Below are 19,681 nucleotides of genomic sequence, written 5' to 3'. Positions count from 1 at the left end.
GCCACTTCATAGGTGCATAGAAATATGTCTGCTGTACGACGGCTTTTTTTCTTTTGCCGTCGTTCGGCAGATTTAATCACATTTTCTATCTTACTTTTAATTCTATGATAAAAACCAAATGTTGCAGAAATCTCCTAATCGCTTTCTTTTTCAGCAAGAAAACAGGCTGAATTGCTTCATTTTTGTAGCAATTCAAGTTTTATCTCGTTTCAGTCAGAGAAAAGCTATTCAAGAACCAACATCCAATCAAAAAATCTATTCAACCGTTTCAATGGAATCTACAATACTCATTTTTGAAATTTTCCGCAGCGGAATTGCTGTCGCCATCAAGCAGGCTCCTACTGCCAAGAGGGTTGCTTCAAGAATGGGTATGACAGGAATTGCAACAAGCTGGAGGGTGTCGCTCGTGGCCGCCTCAATGAAAATCGTACAAACATATCCCAGCACGCTTCCAATCACAGAGGCAATAATCCCGTAATATGCACCTTCCCAAAGAAAAGTTTTATAGAGGCTACCGGCGCTCATTCCAATGGCCCGTTGCATACCGATTTCTGTTACTCTGGTGTGAATATTTGTGTAAACGGTATTGATGATATTAAGAATACCAATCAGGCCAACGAAAAGAATCAGCCCCCATGCCAGCATTTGAATTTGTGCAAAGCTCTCTTTTAGTTGCTGGTCGGTTTCTTCATATGACAAGAATGTTGTCCCCGGTATTCTGTTACAAAACGCCTCGATAAATGTATCAAAGTTTTCCCTGTCAGCACCCTCGTTCAGTGTAGGCAAAAACTCTGAATAGGTATCTTTTCCCGTCAGGCGTTCATAGATAGCATCATCAACGATCACTTGAACACCATTTGTGAAACCGCCATTTCCAATACCAAGATAACCGTCATAGCCATCCAAGGTTTTCAAAACATTCAGCTCCATTCCCGCAACACAGATGCTTTCTCCGGCCTCTATATTTGTAAATTCAAGAACATCTTCGCCGTAGCTCATGGGAATAGGATTCCTTACTATACAGGCGTTCCCTGATTTCAGTTGTCCAAGCTGTTCTTCTGGTAATTGATCCCCCATAAAATAATCCCAATATTCATCGTTCAATCCGACAACCTGAAAAGTTTCGCCGGGTTTCAGTTGAAATTCAAGACTGATTTCATCGAGCAGCCCATTTTCATTTTGTTCGTAAAGCGAAAATTGTATGGCGGCTACACTTTGCACAGCTTCATTTTTCCGCAAAGTGTTCAGATCATCTGTGGTAAATCCAATACTTTCATTTGTGATCTGATAATCTCCTACATGATTATCTTGCAGGGCGCTTGCAGCGTTCAGGAGAGAGGAAAACCCTTGCAGGGCAATAAAAACCGTGATACTCATAACAAGGGACAAAATTGTAATTGCAGTACGGCCTTTATTTCTCTTTAAGTTCAGGCGGGCATAATATGCTTCAAAATTATGGATTTTCTTTGTTTTACGCTTTCTGCGCCGAATTTTTAGATTTGTTCCAGACATCGCCATAATGGGAGATACCCTTGCGGCTGATCTGGCTGCTGGTAATGCTGCAAACAACGCAAACGCCAAAGTGATTGCTCCGCTTAAAACCAGTAAGGTTCCATTCAAAGAACTGTTCTCTGCTATTAGAGTTTTCAATTCAGAAGCATCCTGAACCAAGAACAATTCAGGGGAAACCAGGCCGGTAGCTGCCTCTAAAATTCCTCTGGCACTCAGGAAACCAAGAAGCATACCAATAGGAATCCCCATCAGGCACAATAGGATTACTTCAATTACAATGATCTGATAAAGCTGTCCTTTTTCGCCTCCAATAGCCCGAAGTGTTCCATATCCCTTTATCCGTTTTGATACAGATATTTTCAGAATGTTGTAAATCACAAGACCAGCAGCCAGCAAAATCAAAGTACCCACTAATATCCCTGCGACTGTCATAAAAGAGAATCCCTTATCATTAGCACCCTCGGAATTTGCAGTATAGGAAATTCCCAAGGCGTTCAAATATACAATATTATAGCTGGTATCAAGCTCATGGATATTAAATTCCTTATTGATGTCATCGACAACTGCTTGAAAATTCTTTTTATCGGCAGTCCGAATATCCACATTGTAATAAATATAAGATTCCGTTAAAAGTTGTTCAGCAGTTCCTTCCCCTACAACTCCCGTAACAGTGCCGCTTGTATATCCCAAGTAGTTATTTTTCAATATCCCTGTAAGAACAAATTCTGCTGTATAGGAATAGCTGTCCGCAATGTTGTGGCGAAGATTTTTTTGCAGTGAAAGTGTAATCTTATCTCCAATACCGCCCTCAAAGCCAAGATATTTCAGAATATCTTCCGAAAGAGCTATTTCCATCGGGGCTTCCGGCAGACGACCTTCTTCTACACTGGTACTGGATGGATAGATAGCGGCAGTATCATCCCAATATTCCATCAAACCAAGGGTAAGAGATGGGGAGAGTTCTAAACTTCCCATATAAATAGATTTCCCTACATAGGAAAGGCGCTCATCCTGTTCCAGTGCGTGAAGCTGCTCTGCATTCATCTGCAAAAAAGTGGCATATCGGTTTCCTCCGATAGCGATGGCTTGCTGTTCCCGCATTGCACTAAGTACGCCAATGGATTGTCCTACAATGGTTGTCATCATAGTAGACAGCACAACGGCAATCAAAATAAGAATAGAAGTGACTTTTTGGGACAGCAGTTCTTTCAATGCTAATGTACGATAAGATTTCATTTCGCTGTCACCTCCGTAAGCACACCATCTACAATCTGAAACTGCCGGTCTGCCATTCGTGCAATACGGCTGTCATGGGTAATGACAACGAGAGCTTTCCCCATCTTTTTCCATACATTTTGAAGCAGTTCCATGACTTCGCCGCCGCTTTTGCTGTCCAGATTTCCCGTAGGCTCATCCGCAAAAATTACATCCGGCTTTGCAATCAAAGCGCGGGCGATGGCTACACGCTGCTGCTGGCCGCCGGATAACTCATGGGGCAGATGTTCCAAGCGGCCCTGAATGCCAAGTAGTTCTGTAATCTGTTTCAGGTATGCTTCATCCGGTTTTTGTTTATCCAGCAAAAGAGGCATGATAATATTTTCTTTCGCCGTCAGAACTGGAAGCAGATTAAATTGCTGAAAAATAAATCCAATCCGTTTACGGCGGAATGCCGACAATTCCTTATCGCTGTAACTGTAAATATCTTTACCATCGTAGGTCAGCGAGCCGGAAGATGGCTTATCCAAGCCGGAAAGCAAATGCAGCAGGGTACTTTTTCCGCTTCCCGATGGCCCCATAATGGAAATAAAATCGCTGGATACAATTTCGAGATTTGCACGATCCAAAGCCACCACTCGGTTTTCACCGTCACCATAAATCTTTGATAAATTCTTTGCCTCAATATTCATAAAAAACACTCTCCTTATTTGTGGTATAAGGAGAGTGTAAATGATAAATCTCAAAAATCGCTCAAGGATTACACAAAATGAAAAATAGCCATTGCGGATGCACCGCCCCCGGCTCGATTTTCCAAAATCAATCGGCCACCATGTTTTTCACATAAAATTCTGCTGCTGTAAAGCCCCATTCCAAAATGTGAGGAATTACTACTTGTCGTTTCAAAGGGGGTTGGCCCATTCTGTACGAGAGACAGCGGATAACCAGCACCATCATCTTCTACATTCAAGGTCATAGAATCATTTTGCAGCGTTATTTGAATAGAGATTGCTTTTTCTGCAAATCGCGCCGCATTTCCAATCAGATTTTCCGCTACGGTAAGAAATAGCCCGTGATCTATACAAACAGTTCCGCCTGATGGGACTAAAACAGAAACTTTTTTGGATAGCGCCAACAGTCGTGCTGTTTCCTGCAATTCACTCTGCAAAACGGATAGTCTGATTTCTTTTGGCTTAACAGAGAGTTGTTCCAACTTTTGAACACTGCTCATAGCTTCTACATACTGCTCAATCCGTAAAGTGTAACTTTCCAGCCGGTCTATGGTCTGTTCGTCCTGAATACCTTGCCGCAAAAGTTTTACACTTCCTTTTAATACCGTAATCGGGTTACGCAGATCATGGGAAAATGCGGCATTGAGCCGTTTGCGTTCCTCGGCCTGTTGCCACAATAGCCGATTCGATTTCAGAAGTTCACTCCGCATTTCTTCAAAGGCAGCACATAGTTGTCCCATTTCATCGTTAGACAAAATCGGCAGCGAAAAATCCAGATCATTATTCTGAATCCGCATAATGCCATTTTGCAGGCAGGAAATAGGCTGTTTCAATTTGAGATAATAAAAAAGAAAGACTGAAACAATCAATCCGCCTACTGGAAAAAGAATACAGGAAACCGTCTGCACAATGTTTAGGGTAGCCAAAATACGCTGTTGTGACACCGTAGGAGATGGCAAAGGTACAACAGAGCCATCCGACAAAATTTCTACACCGCCTAAAGGATAATGGTTTTCAATGCCTCGGCAAAGGAAGATAACTGTCCCAAGCAGGAGAAATGCCACTGCCAAACAGGAGAGGGATAATAGCAGGAAAGATTTCTTTAGTCCCATATTTTTTAGGCGTTCCACCGATAACCACACCCCCAAACCGTTTCAATGTAATTGTGCAATGTATGTGCTGCAAATTTAGCGCGTATTTTCCGAATATGCTCCATAATTGTATCGCTGTTTCCGTCCCCATCCAAGCCCCACACAAGCTCATAAATTCGCTCGCGGTCAAAAACCTGTCCTGCATTGAGGGATAAAAGTTCTACAATCTCAAACTCCCTCTTAGATAGCGGGATGTTCAGATTATTGATTGTAACTGTTCGGGCGGAATAATCCAGTATCAATTCACCAAAGAAGCGTACTGCCGAATTATTTTGGCGTCGCTGCTCCCGGCGCAGATGTGCGGCAATACGCGCCCCCAATTCATCCAAATCAAAGGGCTTGACGATATAATCATCCGCCCCGGCCTGAAATCCAATGATTTTATCGCTGGATTCAATACGAGCGGTTAAAAAAAGAATGGGACAGGCTATGTGTTCCCGTATCTGCTGGCATACAGTCAGACCATCCATTCCCGGCATATTGATGTCCAATAAAATTAAGTCTGGTTTGCAAGCTACTTTTTTGAGCGCTTCTTGTCCGCTATAAGCAGTCAGAATATCATATTGTGTTTGAAAATAACTCTGTATCATATCAACAATACCGCGTTCATCATCAACGATCAGTAATTTAGGATTCAAAATCATGCACCTCCGTTCTTTATATGATATATGGTAAATCTCAAAAATTCCTCAACTTTCTATGAAACCACAGCCGTTCCCCTACATTATACGATATTCAGAACAAACATTGAAGATAAATGAATTAAAAATGGCGGCCTTGCTTAACAAAGCCGCCGAATAAAAAAGCTTCATTCCACAAAGAACAAAACCCGCCGGATCAGCTCCGGGATATTGACCGGGGCGGTGATATAGTCGTTCACGCCCTCATGCCGGTATTCATATTCCGTGGCAGGGTCGTTGTTCTCGGTGAGGATAAAGAACGGCAGAAGCCGGACAGGGGGATTCTTCATTTGGAACATCCCCGCCACCCGCCGTAGCGTATGAAACAGCTCCATTGCTGTGCCGTCCGGCAGTTCCAGATCGCACAAGATCAGTTCTATTTCCTTATCCTCAAAAATCCGGCGCTTGGCTTCCCAAATCGAGGAAACCAGAATCAGGTCAAAGCCCTTTTGTAGCATAGCAGCCCGCAGCACTTCGGCGCTGGTATCTTCTGCATAGACAAAGAGCAGCTTGTGAAAAGTCGGGGCCTTTTCGCCGGATAACTGCCGGTAAGCGTATTCCACCAGCTTATCTTGCAGCAGCAGCCCTTTCATTTTGTCCATGCACAGCGTCGCGCCCCGGCGCATAGCCTCCTGTTCGTAGTCGTCCTTGTCATGGCAGGACGCCAGAACAAAAGGCAGCTCCTTGTCTGCGGCCCGCACCTCGTCCAGAAAGTCCATGCCAGAACCATCCGGCAGGTCGAGATCACAGCAGACCACCAGCGGCATTTCCTCTTGGATGACGGCCCTCGCTTCTTCCAGTGTAGAAGCCGTTTTTACTGGGTAGCCCCGGCGCTGTAAATACTTTCTCAGATTCCATATATAGGTATCACTATCATCAATCAACAATATCTTTTTCATATCCACTCCTGATTTTAATTAGAAATAAAATGATAATAGAAAAAGCGGGGCAGCGCACTGCCGCCCCGCCACTTTCAAAAGGTTATTCCATCGCCCGCATTTCTTCCACCAGCGATTGATTTTTCTGTCTGCGCATTGTCCAGAAGGACAGGATAACCTCCAGACCAAACAGCACCAGCACGAACAGACCCATTTGCAGGAAGGGGAAGGAATATGGCATGATCGCTCCAAAGAAAGTCATTTCACTGAATTTCCGGGCAGCGATCACTGCAATCGGGAGGCCGACTGCCAGGGTTGCCAACGCAGCAAAAAACGCATAGCAGATCCCTTCATAAATGGTCATTTGACAAAGCTGCTTTCTGGTCAGACCGATGGCGCGAAAGACGCTGTTTTCCCTCTTTCTGGACATCTGATTGGAGAGGGTGGTGTTGATGAGATTGACCACGCCAAAGAGGAACACCAGCCAGGACAGCGCCTGAAAACCTCCAAAAACGACCCTGTTTTCCATTTCCTCATAATCCTTATGTATCCCAATGGTATCCAAGTCAAGATCCGGATTGGAAGAAATGATCGCACTCAGACTGTTTTCAATCTGCTCCGCCTTTTGGGGATCGCTGACAATGCTCCAGGAATAATCAAAACAATCGATCATAGGCATTGCTTCCTGAAATAGCTCTTTGGTTGCAACAATGCAGGTGCTGTCCAATGCCAGAGGACCATGACCATTTTTAAGCCCATCGTTTATGAGCAGACCGGAAACAGTGACAGGAATCTCTTGATCCCCTATGGTAAGTTTGATAACTGACCCCACATCTACACCGATCATATCTTCTGCATAATCCATATCAAGTGCAATACTATGGGAATCTTGAGGTAAAGTTCCGGACACAAGCGCCGCTTCCATTTGATCCCTGTTTCGGTCACTCAACAGATCACACATTCCGCCGGAAGAACTTTCCTCATTTTCAAACCGCACATGAACCGCCTGACGATTTTCTATCACATCTGTTACGCCATCCACGGCCAGCACCTCCTGCCGAAGCGCTTCATTCAAAGGATTTCCTTTTGACATCACCTCATATTCTGTTTTTTCAGAATGGATATAGATTTTATAATCCCCATCCGGGAAATACTGTCTTGCGATCCGCTCCGGCGAACGAACCAAAAGAATAGAAGCTGTCACCAAAAGGATCACCCCGCCCAGACTCAGGGAAGCCACGATACTGATCGTCTTTTTGCGGTCACGCCTGAAATTTGCAATTCCCATGGAGAGGGGATTTAACCGCATATTCTTCTTATGTGTGTGGGCCTTTCCGCTCTGATTGCCGGTAAAGCGGACTGCTTCAATCGGGGAGATACTGGCGGCAATCTTTACCGGTCTGCGGATCGCAATGGATACCATAAACCAGCCAAGCAGTGCAGTCAAAACAATCGCGGCTGCATAAAATAGCAGATTAAACCCACGGGGAAACAGTGCAAACCCGGCTGCACATCCCAGCAAAATACCGATACCAATGCCAGCCCATCCTAAGAAACGGCCTTCTTTTTTGACAATACGGCGGATCTGTTTTGGCGTTGTGCCGATGGTCCGCAGTTGTCCATAGCTTTGGATTTTATCATTGATAGAAATTCGGAAGATACTTTGTATCACAACATACCCTCCGATGATGACCAGAACTGCAATTCCGGCAACCAGCGCCAGCATACTGACATTCACAGGCTGCTTATAGAACTTCATATAGCTGAGGTTCATGATCGGCATTTCCAGCTGATATTCCTTGGCAATCTCCCTGCTGCGGGCAGTCAGCTCTGTTTCATCCATTTGCTGCTCATTCTTAAAATGCACATAGGCTCGATAATCAGCGGGGTCATAGCCGCTCCATCCTTTCAGGGCTTCTTTGGAAAGAAGGATGGAAGATCCATTTACCTCTTTTTCCTTATAGCCTTCCATAATGCCAGTCACCGTGTATTCTCCGTGAAAGCTCTCGCTGCTTAGCATAACCTTTTCGCCAATCCCGGCGTCTGCAGCATAGTTGGAAAGGAAATAACGGCTCACCACCACCTCATCCTCCTTTTGGGGCAGTCGGCCTTCCAGCAGCTTCATCTGGTCACGGGCAATATACATCGTTTCCTCATCACAATAGATATAGGAGGCATTGTATCCCTGCTCCGCAGGTTCCACAGCCAGCATATAATACTCTCCTACCCTTGAGAAGTCATCCAGCCCCTTCAGGGTGGACACATCTTCCTCAGTAATCCTGGTATAGACCGCCTCATAAGTATCCTCCACATGATTTTTCTCTATCTGCCGGGTAGACAAAGCCATCACAATCGAAAAACAGATCAGACAGGATGCCAGCGCAACGGCGATCACCACCATCAAATTCCGGCGTTTTTCGCTTTTCAAACTTTTTCTTGCCAGTTTCCTGACAATATTTCCTGTATCATTTTCAAATGGTACTGTCATTTTGATCATCTCCTTTAAGTCTTATATTTCTGCTGTCAGCAAAGCGGCGGCTTCACATCGGAAGCCGCCGCTTCTGGTTAGTCCATGGTCTTGATCCGCTCTACAAGGGAAAGCCGTTTAGAGTAACGGACAGCAACCACAGAGAAAATTCCGGTCACGACCAAAAGTGCCAGAACAAAAACAACCGTTTCCATCAAAGGGAATTGATAGGACAGTTCCCCAAAAATATTAAAGCTGCTGATCACATAGTCAAAAATCCAGCCCAGGATTCCGCCAATGCCAACTGACAAAAATACCGTAACCCCTGCGTACCACAGGCATTCTGCGATCAGCATACGGGAAACCTGCTTTCCGGTCATTCCCACAGACTGCAAAATCCCAAGCTCCTGCTGCCTTGCCAGCAGATTGGTCATCAGGGTGTTGACCAGATTTACCATGGAGAACACAAACAGGAACGCCAGCAGCAGATAAACACCGCGGGTCATCATCTTTAGCTGCGATTCCAGGGATGCCGCATGGTCTGCTCTGGAAAAGACCGTCAGCACCGGATTTTCCAGCAGGCTGAAAATAGACGCCCTGAGCGCATCCGAGTCCTCCGAGGTATGGACATTCCAAACGGCCTCCCTGTTCTCAATATCCGGGTAGAGTTGATCGGCCAGTTCTTCTGTAAGGGTAAACAGGCCCCATGCGCCGGTGCCTGATGTTACTGACGGTTTCGCAATCCCCATGACCGTTACTTCTATGGCCTTACCGTCCATGGATTCAAAGGTCAGCACATCCCCGACCGCAGGCGTATAGCCATAAAACATACTTAAAAGATGATCTTCCGAATCAGTCACGATCACACCGTTGTTTGCGGCAAGCTCCTCATAATCTACGCTGCCCTGTTCCAGATTTTCCTCCGGCAGCCATTGTTCCATCTGCTCTCTGTCAAATACAGGGAACTTTAATGCAACACTTTCCTGGGGGAATTTCACCGTTGCGGATGTTACTTCATGGCTGGTGATAGATTCCACACCATCTATGGCAAGAAGCTCCTGACGAAGTTCTTCTGTCAATGGATTTTCACGCGCGATGGCAGGCAATCCTTCCGCGCCTCCCGAATCCATCCAGCTGACCTCATAGTTGCAGTGATCTCCCATGGCTTCTATCGCCATCTTTTCGGGACTGATGGAGTTGAGTACCGTAGCGGCTGTTACCAGAAACACACCCGTCAATCCCAGAGATACCAGAGTGATGACCGTCTTTTTCCTGCTCCGCCTAAAGTTCATCTGTGCCATGGAGAACGGCGTAATGCGGTGGTTTTTCTGATCCTTCCGGTCTGTTGCCGTTTCATAACCACTGGAGCGGACCGCTTCGATTGGGGATACCCTCGCCGCCATGCGGACAGGCGCATGAATGGACAGAAATACCGTCAGGGCGCAGGCTGCTGCGGTCGCAGCCAGATAGGGCAGATTGCCCATCCAGCTCCAATGTGCCGGGAAAATAGCAAACCCGATAGCCCCTCCAACCAAAAGCCCCAGTGGGATACCGCAAAGAGATAACAGCAATCCCTCCCGCCGCACGATCCGCCGGATCTGTTTTGGTGTTGTGCCGATCACTTTCAGGCGTCCATATTCCCGCATTTTGCCCTTTACGGAAATGAAAAAGATACTGTAAATGACCACGGCACAGGCAACCAGCAAAAGGATTGCCACGGGAATGTAATATTTCATCACACCGGACTTAAAGCCCTGCATATCGAAATAGTTGGAACTGTAAAAAATCTGATCCTCTGAGACATCGTTGGCAGAAAGGAATGCTGCAATATCCGCCTTGAGCTGCTCCAGCTCCATACTATCAGCACCAGTATAACGAAGCCGAAATTCAAACAGCGGCTCTCCCTGCGCCATCTCCTCCACAAATGCTTCAGATACATAAAGCTGGAACATACGGGAGTCATTCTCCACATCCATGATACCGCTGACGGTATAGGTCTGCTTTCCGTTTCCAAGATTCACTTCTATGGTCTGCCCGACTTCTGCGGGGATTTCAAAATAATCAAGAAATGCCCGTTCTACCAGAATTTCATTGGCAGCCTGCGGAAGTGTCCCAGTAAAGGAAGGCTTCTTACCCAATTCCATCCAGTTGGCATCCGCATACTCCACAGTCAGAACGCTGTCACCATAGCGGGCAGAACCGTAATTCTGGGAAAGGCCCCAGCGTTCCACTTCCGGGCAGTCTTTCAGTCTTTCAATCGTATCACGGTCACAATTCACCACAACCGCCTGATACTGTCCCCGAATGTCCGCCTCCAGTTTTCTGTCACTTCCCGCTCCTGCACAAAAAATCGCTGCCATCAAAGCGGCTGCCAGAGCGATCGTTACGATCACAAACAGGTTGCGCCGCTTATCTGTCTGAATGCTTCGTGACGCCAATTTTTTAATGACCGGCCCTGTATCATTTTCAAAAGGCAATGTCATGTCTGCCACCTCCTTTATCCAACGATTTTGCCATCCTCAATCCGCACGATACGGTCTGCAAGCTGGGCAATGGCATCATTATGTGTGATCATCACCAGCGTCTGGTTAAATTCACGACTCGTTCTCTGCAAAAGCCCCAACACATCGGCGCTGGTCCTGCTGTCCAGGTTTCCAGTGGGTTCATCGGCAAGGACGATAGCGGGCTTTGACACCAGAGCGCGGGCGATAGCCACACGCTGCTGCTGGCCGCCGGAGAGGTTGTTTGGCATATTCTTCAGCTTATCCTCCAGTCCCAGCATGGACACCACATCCGCCATGAATTTCTGATCCACCGTATCCCCATCCAGTTCCACGGGCAAAACGATGTTCTCATGAACATTTAGGATCGGCACCAGATTGTAGTTCTGGAAAATAAAGCCGATATTGCGACGGCGGAATATGGTAAGCTGCTCGTCGTTCATCTTCGCCAGCTCCTTATCCCGCACCATCACGCTGCCGGAGGTGGGGGTATCCAAACCGCCCATCATGTGAAGCAGGGTGGACTTACCGGAGCCGGAAGTGCCGACCACCGCCACAAATTCGCCCTCCTCCACAGAGAAGTTCACGCCATCCAGGGCGCGGGTAATGTTCGGCTCTGTGCCGTAGTATTTTTTAAGATCAGTTGTCTGCAAAATTTTCATAACAGTTACCTGCCTTTCTTAATTTGTTGAGTATAGAGTAAAGAGCAAATGTTGCAGAATTGTCCTAAATGGCATGAAAATCTATGGTGAATTGCTTCAATTTTAGGACAATTCATATTCTTATTGAACAAGCAACTTTTTTATTGCATTGCTTCATGTATACGCTTGCTTTTGTTGATAAGATCATTATAAAACCCAAATGTCCGAGAAATGTTACAACGCTCGGACATTTCAAAAAAATTTACAGCGGGCATCCAGAAATAACTGTCCGCCGAAACATACTACACGATTTTTTAGATAGATTGATTGTGAAATAATTTCAATCCAATCACCACATTTATCATAAATTCCACAATGAGAATTATACTAATGGCAACATTAAAATTACATAAGTTATATAACCCGATATAGATTTCACAAGTAAGAAATACAACTTGCAGACACAAATTTAGGTATGCCACTAAATACTCGTTAGTTCTATTCCACAATCTAAACAGGAACCTTGTAAAAATAGGTTTTCCAGCAAAAGCAAAAAGCACTGACAATACCGGTACTAAAAATATATAGTAAGAATCTACTGCATTTCTGGGGGATGTACCTGCCCATTGAATTGCTATATTATCAGGAACAACGAAAAATAAAACAATAGATAAAATAACATTGATTATTAAAATGATTGTTGTTGCTTTGCAAAAATTGATTTTTTTCATGGTGTTTTCTCCTGTTATAAGTGTGCTTTAATTTGTTGAGTAAAGAGTAAAGGGCAAATGTTGCAGAATTGTCCTAAATGGCATGAAAATCCATGGTGAATTGCTTCAATTTTAGGACAATTCATTTTCGTGTGTCTTTTTTATAAAACCGGATAGATATAAGCAAAACCATTGCTAACTGAATTACAACAAAAAACAGCGTCAGCCAAACGCTCTCATAATAAGAAATATCTGTCCAGAAGACCACCAGATCTACCAGAGCCACCACACCAGCCGACCATCTGATTTCTCTTGGAAAGAAGTGCCGGAGCAGCAGAACAACAACGACCGGCGGGATCAGCAAGCAAGCTGCATTGATGAGTAATGTCTTTGTGATTTCCATAAGGCCACCTCCAATTTCATAATGTTGCTGTCAGCATAAATCCCAAATGTTGCAGAATTGTCCTAAAATCCATTGCCCTCTAAAAATTTTTCAAAAAAAAGGCAGCCTGCCAAAACAGACTGCCTCAGAATTATTTTATGGGCAGGAACACGGAAAAAGTTGATCCTTCCCCAACTTTAGACTCAACGGTAATATAGCCCCCCTGCATGGTAATGATCTCACGGGCAAGGTATAAGCCGATTCCGACCCCATCTATATCATGCACCGCTTCATCCCGATAGAAGCGTTTGAAGATCGTGCCCTGAGAATGCTCCGGGATGCCTCTGCCTGTATCTGTCACATCTATCCTCAAATACATTTCCCAATCCCGTACCCTCACCTGGATGCTGCCACCGGCAGAGGTGTACTTTACCGCATTATCCAGAATGTTAAACAATGCTTCGGAAGTCCAGCGGCTGTCATGGGATATTGTCAGATCAGATGGGCAGTCCACCGACAGGCTGATCTCTTTTTGTTCCATCGGAGCCAGAACACCATTGATGGCGCTCACCAGCGTATCCCCGATCACAGCATCCTGTTTCTCCAGCGTAATGACACCCGTTTCCAGGCGGGAGGTTTTCACCATTCCCTGAATGAGAAAATCCAGTTTATCCAGCTGTGTGCCTGTGGCCTGCAAAAACTCCTTACGCTTTTCTTCTGTCAATGGCCTTGTCAGCATCGTATCGTTGATCAGCTTCAAATTTGCGATGGGGGTTTTGGTCTGGTGGGAAATATCTGATACCAGGGATTGCAGTTCTTCCTTTTCTCCCTCTGCCGTATGTCTGGTTTTCTGCATCACATTATAGAGCCGTTCCAGACGATGGCTAATCCGAGACAGCAGTGTTTCCGCTTCATAGTCTACCTGGGGCCAGTCTGTACTGTCCATCATGTGATCCAATGTCTGGCACAAACCATCGGTGAACAGAGAAAGTTTCTTTTGAAAATAGTGCAGAAAAACCATGCCCCAAATGTAAAATGCAGCTGTCAAAATAATGCCGCAGATGACAACACGCACATCTTTCGTCAATAGGAAAAAAATCAACAGCAGCAAAGCGGCAGTGAGCAGAGTCCCCGCCACAATTTTTCTCAAAAATGCCCTGACAGATAAATTTTGCAGCTTCATCGAGGCTCACCGCCGATCCACTGATAGCCCATGCCGTAAGCTGTCTTAATATATTTCCGCTCGTCTGTTTCGATTTTTTTACGGATACGGCTGATGATCGTCGTCAGAGTATGCTCATCCACAAAATCCCCATCAATGTCCCACAGCTTCTCTAAAATCTGCCGCTTGGTCAGAATAATCCGGGGGTTCTTTACGAACAGGAACAGGGTGCGGTATTCCTTCGGTGTAAAGTCCAGGGATTCTCCGGCAAGGGACGCACTTTGTTCGGAGAAGTCAATTTTCAGAAAGCCATCATCAAACAGATCATGCCGGGGTGTCCGCAGTTCCAGATTTGCAAAAACCGCCGCTACTTTTTTGCAAAGCACCGTCACAGAAAAGGGCTTGGTCACATAATCTGCGCCGCCGACTTCATAGCCCTTGAGCATATCGCTCTCCTTATCATTGGCTGTGATAAAGATGATATAGGTATGCTGACCGCGATTCCGGATTTCTTCACACAAATCCAGTCCGCTGCCATCGGGCAGGTTAATATCCAACAGTGCCACATCAAATTCATTTTCCCGCAGCTTTCTTACCGCGCTGTCAAAATTAAAAACAGAAATGACCTCATATCCATCAGAGGTCAGATTGTATGCCAATGTCCGATTCAAAAGCTGATCGTCCTCTACAATTAGAATCTTCTTCAAGACATTCACTTCCTTCCTTATTTTTCAACTATATTGATAGGATAAACACAAAATGTTACAGAAATGTCCTAAATCTAAAAATCAAAACATTTTTTATTTTTCCTTACTATCAACATTGTAACATAGCTCATCAAGGATACAACTGCACTTTTTCTATTCCCTCTCACAAAATCAGTATAATCGTATCTGTCAACAGGTATAATAAGGTTATTCCTTTGTGCAAATCGGCACGATAGAATATATTTGAGGTGAACGATTATGCCGATTGATGATTTGACCGCTTTGGGGCAAAAAATGCGGGAAGCCCGAAAGAAAAAAGACCTGACACAACAAGAACTTGCGGATCTGAGCCATGTATCTATCAAGCAAATTGCAAAAATAGAAAAAGGAAAAATAAATCCATCTTATTTGATTTTGAAGGCGTTGGCAAAGGTTCTGCCGATCTCTCTGGACACTCTGATCAATCCAGATGTTTCTCCAGAAGATGAGGGAGCCACTCAGATGAAGATACTTTATTGCAACTGTCCGTCAGAAATGCGTGAAACCCTCTTGCGCCATACGCAGGAGACCGCGAAAGAACTAACAGAACTATCCGAGAAATTTGAAACGAATTGAGCCGGTGAGTGAAATTTGACTGTTTCCTCACTGGCTCCTTTCATTTCCGGGTAAAAAGGGGCAAGCAATGCCGGTGTTAATACACACCGACCCGCAGAGCGCAAAATCCCTCCGTGATTTTCCTCTCCGCTTGCTTGTTGAGGGCAGCGCCCCCAAGCCCCTTTGAACACAGAATTTCATTCTGTGGCTGCGCGTTCTGCGAACGCTTTTGACCAGGACCAGCTTATCGCTGGCCGTGGTCTTTTTCTTTTTCAACATCCTGTTCTACCTCCATTTTCAGCACCCGATCCACATTGGCCTTTGCCGTTAAAAGCTCCCGCATTTCCTCACGGGAACGCCGGTACTCGGCATAGGTCTTTTTCTTTTCTTCCAGCAATTTCGCATACTCTGTCTGCAACTCTTTGACCTTGGGCAGCTTCTTGATGCCCATCTCGTCAAAGGCATTCTTAGCAGCCTGGTGGAGCAGAATTTCTTCCTCATGTTCTTCCCGGAATTTCTTAGAGTAGCCGGCCTTGCGGTATGCCACATAGACCTCACGGGTCTTGGCATAATTTACGATGTGAGTACGCAGAACAGCAATCTCTGCCATGCGCTTTTCAGCCGCTTTGATCTGCGCCGAAAGCTCATTGTGATGTGCCGTGGCAGCCGCAGCCTTTTCTTCTAAAATCGCATACTCCAACAGGTTATTCTCTGACAGGTAATTCATGGTCTGTGCCATTTGTTTCAGATTGAAAACCTTAGCCCATCGAGCATAGCCAGCACCTTTTCCTGCCTGCAATTTTGCCTGAATATCCACCAGCAGATTGACCTTCGGCGGCTCTGCCTGTGCGACCACTTTCTTTCGTGGGGTATGCGCTTTCTTCCCGGAGAGAACCGCCTGCAAATCTTCCAATCCATATCCTTCGCCCAGGCTGTCCATACGGGCGGCTTTTTCCCAACCGGAGAGCTTCAGACGATACGATTTTCCTCGTTTTGATACCTCACAGCTGGACTCTTGCAGCAGCTTCAGCAACGCCTCAAAGTCAGTAGGACTTTGTGATAATGCGTTGTCAATCGTCACACGCAGCAGCTCTCGGTGAGAGGGCTTTGCCTGATCGCCCAGCCATTTGTTATAGCTCTTTCCGTGAGGTTTCGGATTCTCTACAATGGACAGTCCGTTTTCGACGCAGATGGTGTCACTTAACTGTCGGACTGCCTTGGTGCTGCTCCAAAAGTTTCGGAACTTTCGGTCATATTCTAAGCTGACCGATGACCAGATAATGTGATTATGAATGTGCGACTTGTCTATGTGAGTGCAGACCACAAAGGCATGATTGCCTTTGGTAAAACGCTTGGCAAATTCCACACCCAGCCGGTTAGCTTCCTCCGGTGTGATCTCACCGGGGCGGAAGGACTGGCGCACATGATAGGCAATCACATCATCCGCACCGCGCACTCGTCCGGTAGCGGCAATGTACTGCCGCTTTGCCAGAAGGAACTCTGCATCCGCAGTCCTGCTGTCACACGCATAGCCGGTAATGAGCCTGCCGTTATCTGTTTTTTGGGGATTGGCCACATAGTCGATGATGTCACTGATCGCCCGACTTTCTGTGCGGCCCTTGCCGACATGAAGCGGCATGATTCTTGTGGTTGCCATAGAAGGAACCTCCTTTCCGAAAAGAAAACGGCCTGCCGTAGCAGACCGCTTTCACTATTCTATAAAACTTTCTTCATCGAAAAATTTGAACTTATCATCTTCTAAATGTTTTGGTGGAAATCTCATTTCATATTGCTCTTGTGCTAATGCACGGACATCAGGCCTCCTATCCTTTAATCGATTTTTCAGCCAGGATAACTGCTCTTTCGATAGCCCCCATGGAAGATTCAATAGACGATTCAGTGTCATCAGTTCAGCCTGCTTTTCTGCTGGTAGCGAAGCACAGGATTTACAAATGTGGGCTGCATGACCTTTGCCTGAAAATTTTTCGTTGGCTTTGTATTCGCCACAAATTTTACAATAGTGTCCATGCTTTTTCATACGCTGATGCCCTTCTCGCAAAGAACATATAACCTGTGAATTGCTTTCATAATCACATCCCATTCCAAATCAGAAGCATAAGAAAACTTTTTACAGTATGCCTCCCAAAGTTTTTGCATAACTAAATCATTTTCCACTTCGTCAAAAACTTCTTCAGCCTGGTTAAGATACTTCTCCGATCCCCGTTTATGAGCAGTTGCCAGAAGCGCATCATGTAAAATTTTCGGGTTCAGCGTAGTTCCATGCAGCTGTTCTAAAATGTAAATATCGTAGAAATCTCTCATACGGGTATTGGTTGTGGCCCTGGTAATAATGGTTTCCAGTTTTTCTGCCAGCACAGTTTCTAAATTATAAGCCCAAATATCAATGGAGCGATCTTCCAACATAAGTTTGAATGAATACCGAACCTCTCTTGGAGTAATTGCATCTCCCGTAGAAATATCAATTTTCAAAGGGGTCACTACCCCATCGAATGTTGTACTCATGCTGACTCGAATACCTGGATACTCTGCTTCATCCATAATCTCCGAAATACTTTTTAGCTGGAATTTAACACCATCATCAATCGGAACAGTTACGATTGATGAAATTAGATTCTCAATATCCTCCACATTGACATTGGCTCCTTTTATTGTTGCATCTAAATCCATCGTAGAACGAGCATCCAATCCAACCATAGCTGCTACCAACATACCACCCTTCAAGATAAACTTATCACGATATTCAGAAAGAGAAATACGCTCCAAAAAACGCTCCATCATGTAGTTCCTCATTAAAATCTGAGCATCTGCGGATTTTTCTCTGGAAAGGTTTCGTATTAAATCTTTAAGCTGCCTTGCTGTTTTTATCATAAAAGTACCTCCAAATACTGTCGTAAAATTTTTTCCACCTTGAACATCCCAGCATATTGCATTAAAGCTCGCAGGTTCTTATCTTTTCTACGGGCATAAGATTTTAGCGCTCCCTGAAAGGTCTGAATTTCAATTCTGCTGCGGCTTCTGAGCAAATCACAGATCGTCCGCTCCATATCATAAACCGGCACAGTATGCCCGAACGGAGTTTTCGCTGTTGTAAGTCCTACATCATGTAAGCCTGCTTTAATCGTAAAAACTTGAATGCCTTCTGCTTTCATTTTGCTTGGATTGCATCCAGTTTTGACCGTAACTGTATATTCTATTGGTTCACGGTCTGTCAGATCGTGAAAAAATAAAGCTGTTTCATGTGAAAATACTGCTTGTTCAAATCGCAAATGAAGCAGATACATGGCATCCACCCAGGAATCTTTGGCCAGATAAATCCCATGTGCGACTCTATCCAAATCTCGGGAACGCACATAATCATAAAATACCGGCTTTGAAATTCCAGAAGATACGACCTGTGATGTTCGTAGCATTCCTTCTTGTGCTGTTAACATCTGATCCAGCTGTTCAAATTGTCCCATCATATCACTTCCTTTCGCACTAATATTATACGCGATATTAGTTCAAAAGTAAAGTCGTGGATATATAGTTCCTCTTCCCAAATTTAACAGACGGTGTTTGGCATTTTGTGGCTTTGCGTATTTTTTATCCATAAACCCTATCCTGAATCGCAAATTTCAAACTCTGCACCTTGCCCAGTAACCAAATCGCAGCCAGCGGCAGTCCCATAGGGCTAATCAAAAATGCCATGACTAAAAGGATCACACCGTTCTGCGGAGAATAGGTAAGCAGCACAGCCACGCCAAGTAGAGCAATTACAGTGCTGAGCAGGCCAAGCACCAGACCGGATATGTAGATCAGCCCCGTGCAGAGCCAGACAAAAAGCGTCAGCACCAAAATGACCGGTGCAGTTACGATCATCAGCAGGCATTTCAAAATCTTCATCCCAATTCCTCCTTCCAGCGGTCCAGATACCGTTTGCACAGGGTATCCGCTTCTTTTATATCATCTTCCGTCAGTTCCCGTCTGCCTTTGGTCAGTTCAATCTCCAGATAAGTCCGGTAATCATCGGATAAGAGGTCAAACAGTTCCCTGGGAGTATGGCACACTTCGCCGGTGCAATAGTGAAAGTCCTGGTCAAACTCAACCCTTACACATCCATGACGGCTGATATAAACTTCGATGGTCTTATCTGCGGCCAGATAGTCTGCAAAAATCTCCAACACTTTTTCAAATGTCAGCATCTGTTTTCACTCCTTTGCTTCTATTCTATTTCATATTATCCGGTATGGACAGGCAAAAGACAAGGATACCGGTAGAGTAGGCGGATGAAATTTTCATCCGCCCCTCATCAAACCGTGCATGAGGTTCTCCCTCACACGGCTTTCCGAC

The 19,681-nt window shown here is 45.3% G+C and carries 19 protein-coding genes; 1 reads left to right on the top strand and 18 read right to left on the bottom strand.

Annotation, left to right across the window (positions count from 1 at the left end):
- Positions 1–255: 255 nt before the first annotated feature.
- The 12 genes from I2D69_RS03705 to I2D69_RS03650 all read right to left on the bottom strand — a co-directional run bounded on the left by I2D69_RS03705 (position 256) and on the right by I2D69_RS03650 (position 14,737).
- Complete coding sequence (locus tag I2D69_RS03705) at positions 256–2,748, bottom strand: ABC transporter permease (RefSeq protein ID WP_195379421.1); 2,493 nt, start codon at positions 2,746–2,748, stop codon at positions 256–258.
- The gene (locus I2D69_RS03700) at positions 2,745–3,419 is read right to left on the bottom strand and encodes an ABC transporter ATP-binding protein (protein WP_004611623.1); all 675 of its coding nucleotides are present in this window, start codon (positions 3,417–3,419) and stop codon (positions 2,745–2,747) included. The genes I2D69_RS03705 and I2D69_RS03700 overlap by 4 nt, the downstream gene beginning before the upstream one ends.
- Before the next feature lie 68 nt (positions 3,420–3,487).
- On the bottom strand, positions 3,488–4,570 hold the full coding sequence (locus tag I2D69_RS03695; RefSeq protein ID WP_004611622.1) for a HAMP domain-containing sensor histidine kinase: 1,083 nt from the start codon (positions 4,568–4,570) through the stop codon (positions 3,488–3,490).
- 5 nt (positions 4,571–4,575) lie between these two features.
- Complete coding sequence (locus I2D69_RS03690; protein WP_004611621.1) at positions 4,576–5,253, bottom strand: response regulator transcription factor; 678 nt, start codon at positions 5,251–5,253, stop codon at positions 4,576–4,578.
- Positions 5,254–5,417: 164 nt separating this feature from the next.
- Entirely contained in the window at positions 5,418–6,188 is a 771-nt protein-coding gene (locus I2D69_RS03685; RefSeq protein WP_195379420.1) for a response regulator, read from the bottom strand.
- Positions 6,189–6,270: 82 nt separating this feature from the next.
- Positions 6,271–8,655: an FtsX-like permease family protein gene (locus I2D69_RS03680; RefSeq protein WP_195379419.1), complete on the bottom strand. Its 2,385-nt coding sequence runs from the start codon at positions 8,653–8,655 to the stop codon at positions 6,271–6,273.
- Positions 8,656–8,732: 77 nt separating this feature from the next.
- Positions 8,733–11,117: an ABC transporter permease gene (locus I2D69_RS03675; RefSeq protein ID WP_050624150.1), complete on the bottom strand. Its 2,385-nt coding sequence runs from the start codon at positions 11,115–11,117 to the stop codon at positions 8,733–8,735.
- A gap of 14 nt (positions 11,118–11,131) precedes the next feature.
- Positions 11,132–11,797, bottom strand: coding sequence for an ABC transporter ATP-binding protein (locus I2D69_RS03670; protein WP_003501940.1), 666 nt, complete (start codon positions 11,795–11,797; stop codon positions 11,132–11,134).
- A 293-nt stretch (positions 11,798–12,090) separates the two neighbouring features.
- Positions 12,091–12,507 carry a hypothetical protein gene (locus I2D69_RS03665; protein ID WP_077138744.1) on the bottom strand — a complete coding sequence of 139 codons (417 nt, stop codon included), beginning with the start codon at positions 12,505–12,507 and terminating at the stop codon, positions 12,091–12,093.
- Positions 12,508–12,628: 121 nt separating this feature from the next.
- A complete protein-coding gene (locus tag I2D69_RS03660; RefSeq protein WP_195379418.1) occupies positions 12,629–12,889 on the bottom strand; it encodes a hypothetical protein in 261 nt (86 codons plus the stop codon).
- A gap of 130 nt (positions 12,890–13,019) precedes the next feature.
- Positions 13,020–14,051, bottom strand: coding sequence for a HAMP domain-containing sensor histidine kinase (locus tag I2D69_RS03655; RefSeq protein WP_118555897.1), 1,032 nt, complete (start codon positions 14,049–14,051; stop codon positions 13,020–13,022).
- Positions 14,048–14,737, bottom strand: a complete 690-nt coding sequence (locus I2D69_RS03650; RefSeq protein WP_039959333.1) for a response regulator transcription factor — start codon at positions 14,735–14,737, stop codon at positions 14,048–14,050. Before I2D69_RS03650 ends, I2D69_RS03655 begins: the two co-directional genes overlap by 4 nt.
- Positions 14,738–14,995: 258 nt before the next feature.
- Between I2D69_RS03650 and I2D69_RS03645 the strand changes: the two genes are divergently transcribed.
- Positions 14,996–15,352: a helix-turn-helix transcriptional regulator gene (locus I2D69_RS03645; protein WP_172698083.1), complete on the top strand. Its 357-nt coding sequence runs from the start codon at positions 14,996–14,998 to the stop codon at positions 15,350–15,352.
- A 223-nt stretch (positions 15,353–15,575) separates the two neighbouring features.
- On the opposite strand, the gene I2D69_RS03640 is transcribed toward I2D69_RS03645, so the two are convergent.
- From I2D69_RS03640 to I2D69_RS03615, 6 genes are all read right to left on the bottom strand, one after another.
- A complete protein-coding gene (locus tag I2D69_RS03640) occupies positions 15,576–16,988 on the bottom strand; it encodes a relaxase/mobilization nuclease domain-containing protein (protein ID WP_172698081.1) in 1,413 nt (470 codons plus the stop codon).
- A gap of 54 nt (positions 16,989–17,042) precedes the next feature.
- On the bottom strand, positions 17,043–17,369 hold the full coding sequence (locus I2D69_RS03635; protein ID WP_172698080.1) for a hypothetical protein: 327 nt from the start codon (positions 17,367–17,369) through the stop codon (positions 17,043–17,045).
- Complete coding sequence (locus I2D69_RS03630) at positions 17,366–18,220, bottom strand: nucleotidyl transferase AbiEii/AbiGii toxin family protein (RefSeq protein WP_172698079.1); 855 nt, start codon at positions 18,218–18,220, stop codon at positions 17,366–17,368. The genes I2D69_RS03635 and I2D69_RS03630 overlap by 4 nt, the downstream gene beginning before the upstream one ends.
- On the bottom strand, positions 18,217–18,813 hold the full coding sequence (locus tag I2D69_RS03625) for a type IV toxin-antitoxin system AbiEi family antitoxin domain-containing protein (protein ID WP_172698078.1): 597 nt from the start codon (positions 18,811–18,813) through the stop codon (positions 18,217–18,219). Before I2D69_RS03625 ends, I2D69_RS03630 begins: the two co-directional genes overlap by 4 nt.
- Positions 18,814–18,934: 121 nt before the next feature.
- Positions 18,935–19,234, bottom strand: coding sequence for a CD1845 family protein (locus I2D69_RS03620; protein ID WP_002570980.1), 300 nt, complete (start codon positions 19,232–19,234; stop codon positions 18,935–18,937).
- Positions 19,231–19,533 (bottom strand): hypothetical protein, encoded by a 303-nt coding sequence (locus I2D69_RS03615; RefSeq protein WP_054330203.1) that lies wholly within the window; start codon positions 19,531–19,533, stop codon positions 19,231–19,233. Before I2D69_RS03615 ends, I2D69_RS03620 begins: the two co-directional genes overlap by 4 nt.
- Positions 19,534–19,681: the final 148 nt, after the last annotated feature.

Origin of the sequence: Ruminococcus sp. D54t1_190329_F1, assembly GCF_015551645.1 — a bacterium.
GTDB classification, from domain to species: domain Bacteria; phylum Bacillota; class Clostridia; order Lachnospirales; family Lachnospiraceae; genus Blautia_A; species Blautia_A faecis.
This window is presented reverse-complemented; position numbering and strand designations above follow the sequence as displayed.

Excerpts from the sequence above, each read along its gene's own strand:
- I2D69_RS03670 (WP_003501940.1), bottom strand. The coding sequence starts at position 11,797 with ATGAAAATTTTGCAGACAACTGATCTTAAAAAATACTACGGCACAGAG.
- I2D69_RS03665 (WP_077138744.1), bottom strand. The coding sequence starts at position 12,507 with ATGAAAAAAATCAATTTTTGCAAAGCAACAACAATCATTTTAATAATC.
- I2D69_RS03630 (WP_172698079.1), bottom strand. The coding sequence starts at position 18,220 with ATGATAAAAACAGCAAGGCAGCTTAAAGATTTAATACGAAACCTTTCC.
- I2D69_RS03685 (WP_195379420.1), bottom strand. The coding sequence starts at position 6,188 with ATGAAAAAGATATTGTTGATTGATGATAGTGATACCTATATATGGAAT.
- I2D69_RS03700 (WP_004611623.1), bottom strand. The coding sequence starts at position 3,419 with ATGAATATTGAGGCAAAGAATTTATCAAAGATTTATGGTGACGGTGAA.
- I2D69_RS03675 (WP_050624150.1), bottom strand. The coding sequence starts at position 11,117 with ATGACATTGCCTTTTGAAAATGATACAGGGCCGGTCATTAAAAAATTG.
- I2D69_RS03660 (WP_195379418.1), bottom strand. The coding sequence starts at position 12,889 with ATGGAAATCACAAAGACATTACTCATCAATGCAGCTTGCTTGCTGATC.
- I2D69_RS03620 (WP_002570980.1), bottom strand. The coding sequence starts at position 19,234 with ATGAAGATTTTGAAATGCCTGCTGATGATCGTAACTGCACCGGTCATT.
- I2D69_RS03640 (WP_172698081.1), bottom strand. The coding sequence starts at position 16,988 with ATGGCAACCACAAGAATCATGCCGCTTCATGTCGGCAAGGGCCGCACA.
- I2D69_RS03655 (WP_118555897.1), bottom strand. The coding sequence starts at position 14,051 with ATGAAGCTGCAAAATTTATCTGTCAGGGCATTTTTGAGAAAAATTGTG.
- I2D69_RS03705 (WP_195379421.1), bottom strand. The coding sequence starts at position 2,748 with ATGAAATCTTATCGTACATTAGCATTGAAAGAACTGCTGTCCCAAAAA.
- I2D69_RS03680 (WP_195379419.1), bottom strand. The coding sequence starts at position 8,655 with ATGACAGTACCATTTGAAAATGATACAGGAAATATTGTCAGGAAACTG.
- I2D69_RS03695 (WP_004611622.1), bottom strand. The coding sequence starts at position 4,570 with ATGGGACTAAAGAAATCTTTCCTGCTATTATCCCTCTCCTGTTTGGCA.
- I2D69_RS03625 (WP_172698078.1), bottom strand. The coding sequence starts at position 18,813 with ATGATGGGACAATTTGAACAGCTGGATCAGATGTTAACAGCACAAGAA.
- I2D69_RS03645 (WP_172698083.1), top strand. The coding sequence starts at position 14,996 with ATGCCGATTGATGATTTGACCGCTTTGGGGCAAAAAATGCGGGAAGCC.
- I2D69_RS03635 (WP_172698080.1), bottom strand. The coding sequence starts at position 17,369 with ATGAAAAAGCATGGACACTATTGTAAAATTTGTGGCGAATACAAAGCC.
- I2D69_RS03690 (WP_004611621.1), bottom strand. The coding sequence starts at position 5,253 with ATGATTTTGAATCCTAAATTACTGATCGTTGATGATGAACGCGGTATT.
- I2D69_RS03615 (WP_054330203.1), bottom strand. The coding sequence starts at position 19,533 with ATGCTGACATTTGAAAAAGTGTTGGAGATTTTTGCAGACTATCTGGCC.